Origin of the sequence: Pseudomonas sp. SHLD1 (genome assembly GCF_028640935.1) — a bacterium.
Taxonomy (GTDB): domain Bacteria; phylum Pseudomonadota; class Gammaproteobacteria; order Pseudomonadales; family Pseudomonadaceae; genus Chryseomonas; species Chryseomonas aestiva.
On record NZ_JAQZAD010000019.1, the window covers coordinates 208,917 to 218,263 of the forward strand.

Genomic DNA, 9,347 nt, shown 5'->3' on the forward strand with positions numbered 1-9,347 from the left:
ATGGATAGCCTCTACATCGCTGGTCAGTGGCGCCCCGGGCGCGGCGAGACCTTCACTTCGCTCGACCCCTACGCCGGTACCTCGCTGTGGCAGGGCACCGCCGCGGACGCAGCGGACGTCGACCAGGCGATCGCCGCGGCGCGCCAGGCCTTTCCCGCCTGGGAAAGCCGCGGCCAGGCCGCGCGCCTGGAGATCCTGCAGGCCTTCGCCCAGGCGCTGCAGCAACGCCGCTCCGAGCTGACCCGGGCCCTGGCCGAGGAAACCGGCAAGCCGCTGTGGGAGGCCGATACCGAGCTCGGCAGCATGATCGCCAAGGTGGCCATCTCGGCCCAGGCCGAAGCGGCCCGTAGCGGCGAGCGCTCGGCCAGCGTGGCGGACGCCCGTAGCGTCACGCGCCATCGACCGCACGGCGTCCTGGCGGTCTTCGGTCCCTACAATTTTCCCGGCCATCTGCCCAATGGCCATATCGTGCCGGCGCTGCTGGCTGGCAACACGGTGGTGTTCAAGCCCAGCGAGCTGACGCCGCGTTTCGCCGCCCTGACCCTGGAATGCTGGATCGCCGCCGGGCTGCCGGCCGGGGTGCTCAATCTGGTGCAGGGCGGTCGGACCACCGGCGAGGCCCTGGCCGCGCATCCGGGCCTGGACGGCATCCTCTTCACCGGCTCCAGCGCCACCGGTGCGGCGCTGCATCGTCTCAACGCGGACCGCCCGCAGCGCCTGCTGGCCCTGGAGATGGGCGGCAACAATCCGCTGGTGGTGGCGGCGGTGGCGGATCTGGACGCCGCCGTGGTGACCATTGTCCAGTCGGCCTTCCTCTCCGCCGGGCAGCGCTGCACCTGCGCCCGCCGCCTGCTCGTACCCCAGGGGGCCTGGGGCGATGCCCTGCTGGAGCGTCTGGTGAGCGTCAGCGCCGGGCTCAGCATTGGTCGTTTCGACGCCGATCCGGCGCCCTTCATGGGCACGGTAATCTCTCTGGCCGCGGCCCAGGCCCTGCTGCAGACCCAGGCCCGGCGCCTGGCCCAGGGTGGCCGGGCACTGCTGAAGTTGCGGCAGCCGGAGCCCCATCGAGCGCTGCTCACGCCCGGGATCATCGAGGTGTCGGGGATCGCCGACCTGCCCGATGAAGAGGTCTTCGGGCCGCTGTTGCAGGTCCAGCGCTATGGCGACTTCGACGAGGCTCTGGCGCTCGCCAACGCCACTCGCTTTGGCCTGGCGGCCGGCCTGCTGGCCGACGATCCGGCCCTCTACGACCGCTTCTGGCAGGGGGTGCGCGCCGGCATCGTCAACTGGAATAGGCCTCTGACCGGGGCGGCCAGTGCGGCGCCCTTCGGCGGCGTCGGCGCCTCGGGCAATCATCGACCCAGCGCCTACTACGCCGCGGACTACTGCGCCTTCCCGGTCGCCTCGCTGGAAAGCGACGCCCTGACCCTGCCTAGCCAACTGCCTCCAGGACTACAGCTATGAGTCATCACGCCCCTGCTGCTCGGGAGGTCAATTTCGACGGCCTGGTCGGTCCGACCCACAACTATGCGGGCCTGTCCTATGGCAACGTGGCCTCCCAGGCCAGCAAGCAGCAATGCTCGAATCCGCGCGAGGCCGCGCGCCAGGGCCTGGCCAAGATGCAGGCGCTGATGGAGCTGGGTTTCGAGCAGGGTGTGCTGGCCCCCCACGAAAGACCCGACATCGCCTCGCTGCGCCGCCTGGGGTTCGCCGGCAGCGATGCCCAGGTACTGCAGGGCGCGGCGCGCGAAGCCTTGCCGCTGCTGCTGTCCGCCAGTTCCGCCTCGGCCATGTGGACGGCCAACGCTGCCACCGTCAGCCCCAGCGCCGATACCCGCGACGGCCGGGTGCATTTCACCCCGGCCAACCTGGCCTGCAAGTTCCACCGCAGCCTCGAACCCAGCACCACGGCGCGCATCCTCCAGGCGATGTTTCGCGATCCCGCGCATTTCCAGCACCATGCGCCGCTGCCCTCGGTGGCCCAGTTCGGCGACGAGGGCGCGGCCAATCACACCCGCTTCAGTCGCGACCACGGCGCCCCGGGCGTGGAATTCTTCGTCTTCGGCCGCAGCGCCTTCGATCCGCGTTATCCCGAGCCCCATCGCTATCCGGCCCGGCAGACGCTCGAAGCCTCCCAGGCCATCGCCCGCCTGCATGGCCTGAGCGAGGAGGGCGTGGTGTTCGCCCAGCAGAATCCGGCGGTGGTGGACCAGGGCGTCTTCCACAACGACGTCATCTCGGTGGGCAACGCCCAGGTGCTGTTCCACCATGAGGATGCCTTCCTCGACAGCGATCGCGTGCTCGACGAATTGCAAGCCAAGCTCGCCCGACGCGGTGCCACGTTGCAACGCCTCTGCGTGCGTCGCAGCGAGATCAGCGTCGGTGACGCCGTGCGCTCCTATCTGTTCAACAGCCAGCTGCTGGATCGGCCGGGGCAGGGCACATTGCTGGTGGTGCCCGACGAGTGCCGACAGAATCCGCTGGTCTGGGACTATCTGCAGGCCCAGGTCGGCAGCGCGGGCCCGCTGGCTGAGGTCAAGGTCTTCGATCTCAAGCAGAGCATGCAGAACGGCGGTGGCCCCGCCTGCTTGCGCCTGCGAGTGGCGCTCACCGCGGACGAGCTGGTCGCGGTGAATCCGGGGGTGCGCTTCACCCCGGCGCTGCATGCCCAACTGCTCGACTGGGTGGATCGCCACTACCGCGACCGCCTGACACCTGCGGATCTCGCCGATCCCCAGTTGCTGGGCGAAGTCCGCACCGCCCTGGACGAGTTGACCCAGTTGCTGGGCCTCGGCTCGGTCTATCCCTTTCAATTGCCCTGACCTCCGGAGCCTCCATGAGCAACCTTCTCGATCTCATCCTCGAACCCACCGCCGACGAGCAGCAGACGCTGCAGGTCCAGCGCCTGGCCATTCGCCTGGCCGGTCGCGACCTCTGGCTGGAAGCCGATGGCAGCGGCGGTCTCAACATCTTCGCCGACTCCCAGGATGATGAGGAGCAGACCCCGGTCCTGGTGCTGCGCCCTCAGGCCCTCAATGCCCTGGGCCTGTCCATCGCCTTGGAGACCTTCGCCGACGAAGGCGATGAGAATCATGTGCATGACGCCGATTGCGGTTGCGGCCACGATCATTGAGTATCTAGCCCGACGACACGTCGCTCAGCGGAGTAGAGCATGGCTGCATCTGAACGTTATCGGTTGGCGCTTGGCCGCCTGCTGGACCTGACCCTGGCCGGCCGCGAGCCGACCGAGAAGATTCAACTGACTGCCGACGGCACCCGTCTCCACTGGCTGACCGAAGGCGTGCTGGAAGTGACCCCGCCGGTGGCGCGCGACAACCGCATGGACCTGCTGCTCTCCGCGGGTATCCATGGCAACGAGACGGCGCCCATGGAGCTGCTCGACGAGTTGCTCAGCGGCATCGCCAGCGGCGCCCTGCGCCCCGCCTGCCGCCTGCTGTTCATGTATGGCAATCCCGACGCCATGCGCCGCGGCACCCGCTATGTCGAGCAGGATCTGAATCGCCTCTTCAACGGCCGCCATGCCCAGGCCGAAGGCTCCGAGGCGCAACGCGCCAACGACCTGGAACGCCTGTCCGCGCAGTTCTTCAGCAAGCCCGATCGGGCGCGTTTGCACTATGACCTGCACACCGCGCTGCGCGCCTCGGCGCTGCCGCGCTTCGCCCTCTATCCCTGGAGCGCCGGGCGCGAGCATTCGGAAGCCGAGCTGCAGCGCCTCGAAGCGGCCGGCATCGAGGCCGTGCTGCTCTACGACAAGCCGGGGATCACCTTCAGCGCCTACACCTACGCCGAATGCCAGGCCGAGGCCCTGACCCTGGAGCTGGGCCAGGCACGGCCCTTCGGCGAGAACAGCGAACTCGACCTGAGTCGCTTGCGCCTGCTGCTGGAAGCCCTGGTCGAAGGCCGCGAAGCCGAGCTGCCGCCACCGGATTCCTCATTGCTGAGATTTCGCGTGGCGCGCCAGGTGTACAAGTCCAGTCCGCGCTTCCAGTTGCACCTGGCCGACGACGTGGCCAACTTCTCGCCGCTGCGCCAGGGCTCGCTGCTGGCCGAAGACGGCAGCGAGCGCTGGATCGTCGACGAGGCCGAGGCGCGCATCATCTTCCCCAATCCCAAGGTCGCCGTCGGCCTGCGGGCCGGACTCATCGTGGTCCCGGCATAAGGAGCGAACGCTTGATCGATCTCCGCAGCGACACCGTCACCCAGCCCACGCCGGCCATGCGCCAGGCCATGCTGGCCGCCGAACTCGGCGATGACGTCTACGGCGAAGACCCCACGGTCACCCGCCTGGAGCAACGTCTGGCAGGCGATCTCGGTCTGGAAGCCGGACTCTTCGTGCCCAGCGGCACCATGAGCAACCTGCTCGGCCTGCTGGCGCACTGCGAGCGTGGCGACGAATACCTGGTCGGCCAGCAGGCCCACACCTACAAGTACGAGGGCGGCGGCGCCGCCGTGCTCGGCTCCATCCAGCCGCAGCCCATCGAGATGGCCGCCGACGGCAGTCTCGACCTTGATCTGGTGCGCAGCTACATCAAGGCCGATGACTTCCATTTCGCCCGCACCCGGCTGCTGGCGCTGGAAAACACCATGCACGGCAAGGTCCTGCCGCTGGCCTATCTGGCGGCGGCACGCGCCTTCACCCGGGAACACGGCCTGGCCCTGCACCTGGATGGCGCGCGGCTGTACAACGCTGCGGTCAAACTCGGCGTACCGGTGCGCGAGATCAGCCAGCATTTCGACTCGGTGTCGGTCTGCCTGTCCAAGGGCCTCGGTGCACCGGTGGGTTCGGTGCTCTGCGGCGAGGCCGCGCTCATCGCCAAGGCGCGGCGCTGGCGCAAGGTGGTGGGCGGTGGCATGCGCCAGGCCGGCATCCTCGCGGCCGCCGGTCTGCATGTCCTCGATCACCAGGTCGAGCGCCTGGCCGAGGACCACGCCCACGCGGCGCAACTCGGCACCGCTCTGGCCGAACTCGGCTATCAGGTGGAGCCGGTGCAGACCAACATGGTCTATCTCGCCATGGGCGACGAGGCGCCCGCCCTGCATACCTTCCTGGCCGAGCGTGGCATCCGCATCAGTCCGGCAGCGCGCCTGCGGCTGGTCACCCATCTAGACGTCAGCGCCGCCGATATCGAGGCGGTCGTCGCCGCTTTCTCCGCCTACCGCCGCCGCTAAGTCTTCCGACGACGTTTTTCCTGCGCAACCGGGGCGACACCGGGGCGCGGGCGTCGATATACTCCCAGACATGCGTGTCCGTTTTCCGCACGTGCCGCGTCTGCGGCGCCCGCTCCGTTCGTCTCGTCTGCGATCCAGTCGGATGCCCGTCACGCGCGTCGAAAAGCCCATTGTCTGGAATGAATATGAAAAGCGCCGAAATCCGTGAAGCCTTCCTCCGCTTCTTCGAAGAGAAGGGGCACACCCGGGTCGCCTCCAGTTCGCTGATCCCCGCGAACGATCCGACCCTGCTGTTCACCAATGCCGGGATGAACCAGTTCAAGGACTGCTTCCTCGGCATGGAAAAGCGCAGCTACACCCGCGCCGCCACCAGCCAGAAGTGCGTGCGCGCGGGCGGCAAGCACAACGACCTGGAGAACGTCGGCTACACGGCGCGTCACCACACCTTCTTCGAGATGCTGGGCAACTTCAGCTTCGGCGATTACTTCAAGCGCGACGCCATCACCTTCGCCTGGGAATTCCTCACCTCGCCCCAGTGGCTGGGTCTGCCCCGGGAAAAGCTCTGGGTCACCGTCTATGCCACCGATGACGAGGCCTACGACATCTGGACCAAGGACGTCGGAGTGCCCGAGGCGCAGATGGTGCGCATCGGCGACAACAAGGGCGCGCCCTACGCCTCGGACAACTTCTGGACCATGGGCGACACCGGTCCCTGCGGTCCCTGCACCGAGATCTTCTTCGACCACGGTGCCGAGATCTGGGGCGGCCCGCCCGGCTCGCCGGAAGAAGACGGCGATCGCTACATCGAGATCTGGAACAACGTCTTCATGCAGTTCAACCGCACCGCCGATGGCGTCCTGCATCCGCTGCCGGCGCCCAGCGTCGACACCGGCATGGGCCTGGAGCGGGTGAGCGCGGTGCTGCAGCACGTGCATTCGAACTACGAGATCGACCTGTTCCAGCAATTGCTGGCGGCCTCGGCTGAAGCCATCGGCTGCGCCAATGACGACGCCCCGTCGCTCAAGGTGGTGGCCGACCACATCCGCTCCTGCAGCTTCCTGATCGCCGACGGCGTGCTGCCGTCCAATGAAGGCCGCGGCTACGTGCTGCGTCGCATCATTCGCCGTGCCTGCCGTCATGGCAACAAGCTGGGCGCCAAGGGCACCTTCTTCCACAAGATCGTCGCCGCCCTGGTGGCCGAGATGGGCCAGGCCTATCCCGAGCTGGTCCAGCAGCAGGCGCACATCGAGCGCGTGCTGCGTACCGAGGAAGAACAGTTCGCCAAGACCCTGGAGCAAGGCCTGAAGATCCTCGAGCAGGATCTGGCGCAACTGCAGGGCGACACCATCCCCGGTGACCTGGTGTTCAAGCTCTATGACACCTACGGCTTCCCGGTCGACCTGACCAACGACATCGCCCGCGAGCGCAACCTCAACCTCGACGAGGCCGGTTTCGAGCGCGAGATGGAAGCCCAGCGCGAGCGCGCCCGTTCCGCCAGTGCCTTTGGCGTGGATTACAACAGCCTGGTCAAGGTCGAGGGCGAAACCCGCTTCCTCGGCTACGACACCACCAGCGCCTCGGGCACCATCGTCGCCCTGTACCGTGCCGGTCAGCCGGTGGACAGCCTGGCCGAAGGCGAGGAGGGCGTGGTCATCCTCGACCAGACGCCGTTCTACGGTGAATCCGGTGGCCAGGTCGGTGATACCGGTGCCCTGGAAAGCGCCGGCGTCGGCTTTGCCGTGCGCGACACCACCAAGACCCAGGGTGCCTTCCTGCACCATGGCGTGGTGACCAAGGGCAGCCTCAACGTCGGCACCGCGCTCATGGCCCAGGTCGACGCCAGCCGCCGCCAGGGCATCGCCCTGAACCACTCCGGTACCCACCTGCTGCACGCCGCGCTGCGCCAGGTGCTGGGCGACCACGTCCACCAGAAGGGCTCCCTGGTCAATGACCAGCGCCTGAGATTCGACTTCAGCCACTTCGAGGCCATCAAGCCCGAGGAGCTCAAGCGCATCGAGACCATCGTCAACGAAGAGATCCGCAAGAACAGCGCGGTGACCACCGAGGTCATGGCCATCGACGAAGCCAAGGCCCGTGGCGCCATGGCGCTGTTCGGCGAGAAGTACGGCGACGTGGTGCGCGTGGTCGGCATGGGGGGTGAATTCTCCGTCGAGCTGTGCGGCGGCACCCACGTCGCCCAGACCGGCGACATCGGCCTGCTCAAGCTGGTCAGCGAAGGCGGCGTGGCCTCCGGCGTGCGCCGCGTGGAGGCCATCACCGGCACCGCGGCCCTGGCCTACCTCAACGGCGCCGAGGAGCAGCTGCGCGAAGCCGCCAGCCTGCTCAAGGGCAGTCGCGACAACGTGCTGGACAAGCTGGCCGCGCTGGTCGAGCGCAATCGTCAGCTGGAAAAGGAAATCGAGCAGCTCAAGGCCAAGGCCGCCAGTGCCTCGGCCGGTGACTTGGTGGACCAGGCGCAGGACGTCAAGGGCGCCAAGGTGCTCACCGCCCGCCTCGACGGTCTCGACGGCAAGGCGCTGCTGGCGCTGGTCGACCAGCTCAAGAACAAGCTCGGCAGCGGCATGATCCTGCTGGGTGGCGAAGCCGATGGCAAGGTGGTGCTGGTGGCCGGCGTCACCGCCGACCTGACCGCCAGGCTCAAGGCCGGCGAGCTGATGAAGCGCGCCGCGGCCGTGGTCGGTGGCAAGGGCGGCGGGCGTCCGGACATGGCCCAGGGCGGCGGCACCGATGCCAGCCAGCTCGCAGCGGCCCTGGCCTGTGCCGGCCAGTACGCCGAGGAAAGCCTCTAAGAGCGCTGCGGGTCGCCGGGGAGGGCGGCCCGCTTCCTCCCTCAACAACTTGAATCAGATTTTTCTGCGGACGGGCAGCAAGCAATGGCATTGATCGTACAGAAATTCGGCGGTACCTCGGTGGGTACGGTGGAGCGTATCGAGCAGGTCGCCGATAAGGTGAAACGCTTCCATGAGGCGGGCGACCAGATCGTGGTGGTGGTGTCGGCCATGAGTGGCGAGACCAATCGCCTGATCGGCCTCGCCAAGCAGATCATGGAGCAACCCGATCCGCGCGAACTGGATGTCATGGTCTCCACCGGCGAGCAGGTCACCATCGGCCTGCTGGCCATGGCGCTGCTCAAGCGCGGCGTCCAGGCGGTGTCCTACACGGGCAGCCAGGTGCGCATCCTCACCGACAGCGCCCACACCAAGGCACGCATCCAGCAGATCGACGACGCCCGCATCCGCGCGGACCTCAAGGCGCGCAAGGTCGTGGTCGTGGCCGGCTTCCAGGGCGTCGACGAGCAGGGCAACATCACCACCCTGGGCCGTGGTGGCTCCGACACCACCGGCGTGGCCCTGGCGGCCGCGCTGAAGGCCGACGAATGCCAGATCTACACCGACGTCGACGGCGTCTACACCACTGATCCGCGCGTGGTGCCCCAGGCCCAGCGCCTGGACAAGATCACCTTCGAGGAAATGCTGGAAATGGCCAGCCTCGGCTCCAAGGTGCTGCAGATCCGTTCGGTGGAGTTCGCCGGCAAGTACAACGTGCCGCTGCGCGTGCTGCACAGCTTTCAGGAGGGTCCGGGCACCCTCATTACCCTTGATGAAGAGGAATCCATGGAACAGCCGATCATCTCCGGCATCGCCTTCAACCGTGACGAAGCCAAGCTGACCATTCGCGGTGTGCCGGATACCCCCGGCGTGGCCTTCAAGATCCTCGGCCCGATCAGTGCGGCCAACATCGAAGTCGACATGATCGTGCAGAACGTCGCGCACGATAACACCACCGACTTCACCTTCACCGTGCACCGCAACGACTACCAGGCGGCCCTGGAGATCCTCAAGCGCACCGGCGTCGAGATCGGTGCCCGGGAGTCCGTCGGCGACATCAAGATCGCCAAGGTCTCCATCGTCGGCGTGGGCATGAGATCCCATGCCGGCGTGGCCAGCCAGATGTTCGAAGCCCTCGCCAAGGAGAGCATCAACATCCAGATGATCTCCACCTCCGAGATCAAGGTATCGGTGGTCATCGAGGAGAAATACCTCGAACTGGCCGTCCGTGCCCTGCATACCGCCTTCGAGCTCGACGCCCCCGCACGCGGCGCCGAGTGACCGGTCGGATGAGGTCCCTGCCACAGG

At 67.4% G+C, this 9,347-nt stretch carries 7 protein-coding genes; all 7 read left to right on the forward strand.

Features of this window, described 5'->3' with window-relative positions:
* The 7 genes from astD (at position 1) to PVZ77_RS15125 (ending at position 9,320) form a co-directional block, all read left to right on the forward strand.
* A complete protein-coding gene (gene astD / locus PVZ77_RS15095) occupies positions 1–1,464 on the forward strand; it encodes a succinylglutamate-semialdehyde dehydrogenase (protein ID WP_273809268.1) in 1,464 nt (487 codons plus the stop codon).
* Entirely contained in the window at positions 1,461–2,822 is a 1,362-nt protein-coding gene (gene astB, locus PVZ77_RS15100) for an N-succinylarginine dihydrolase (protein WP_273809269.1), read from the forward strand. The genes astD and astB overlap by 4 nt, the downstream gene beginning before the upstream one ends.
* Before the next feature lie 14 nt (positions 2,823–2,836).
* The gene (locus PVZ77_RS15105; protein WP_273809270.1) at positions 2,837–3,133 is read left to right on the forward strand and encodes a GTPase; all 297 of its coding nucleotides are present in this window, start codon (positions 2,837–2,839) and stop codon (positions 3,131–3,133) included.
* 39 nt (positions 3,134–3,172) lie between these two features.
* A complete protein-coding gene (gene astE / locus PVZ77_RS15110) occupies positions 3,173–4,180 on the forward strand; it encodes a succinylglutamate desuccinylase (protein WP_273809272.1) in 1,008 nt (335 codons plus the stop codon).
* Positions 4,181–4,191: 11 nt separating this feature from the next.
* On the forward strand, positions 4,192–5,190 hold the full coding sequence (gene ltaE / locus PVZ77_RS15115; RefSeq protein ID WP_273809273.1) for a low-specificity L-threonine aldolase: 999 nt from the start codon (positions 4,192–4,194) through the stop codon (positions 5,188–5,190).
* A gap of 185 nt (positions 5,191–5,375) precedes the next feature.
* Positions 5,376–8,000, forward strand: a complete 2,625-nt coding sequence (gene alaS, locus PVZ77_RS15120; RefSeq protein WP_273809274.1) for an alanine--tRNA ligase — start codon at positions 5,376–5,378, stop codon at positions 7,998–8,000.
* An 84-nt stretch (positions 8,001–8,084) separates the two neighbouring features.
* Positions 8,085–9,320, forward strand: coding sequence for an aspartate kinase (locus PVZ77_RS15125; RefSeq protein ID WP_273809275.1), 1,236 nt, complete (start codon positions 8,085–8,087; stop codon positions 9,318–9,320).
* Positions 9,321–9,347: the final 27 nt, after the last annotated feature.

What these genes read in the sequence shown, in the direction of transcription:
- astB (WP_273809269.1), top strand. Translation starts at nt 1,461, where the DNA reads ATGAGTCATCACGCCCCTGCTGCTCGGGAGGTCAATTTCGACGGCCTG.
- astD (WP_273809268.1), top strand. Translation starts at nt 1, where the DNA reads ATGGATAGCCTCTACATCGCTGGTCAGTGGCGCCCCGGGCGCGGCGAG.
- PVZ77_RS15125 (WP_273809275.1), top strand. Translation starts at nt 8,085, where the DNA reads ATGGCATTGATCGTACAGAAATTCGGCGGTACCTCGGTGGGTACGGTG.
- astE (WP_273809272.1), top strand. Translation starts at nt 3,173, where the DNA reads ATGGCTGCATCTGAACGTTATCGGTTGGCGCTTGGCCGCCTGCTGGAC.
- PVZ77_RS15105 (WP_273809270.1), top strand. Translation starts at nt 2,837, where the DNA reads ATGAGCAACCTTCTCGATCTCATCCTCGAACCCACCGCCGACGAGCAG.
- alaS (WP_273809274.1), top strand. Translation starts at nt 5,376, where the DNA reads ATGAAAAGCGCCGAAATCCGTGAAGCCTTCCTCCGCTTCTTCGAAGAG.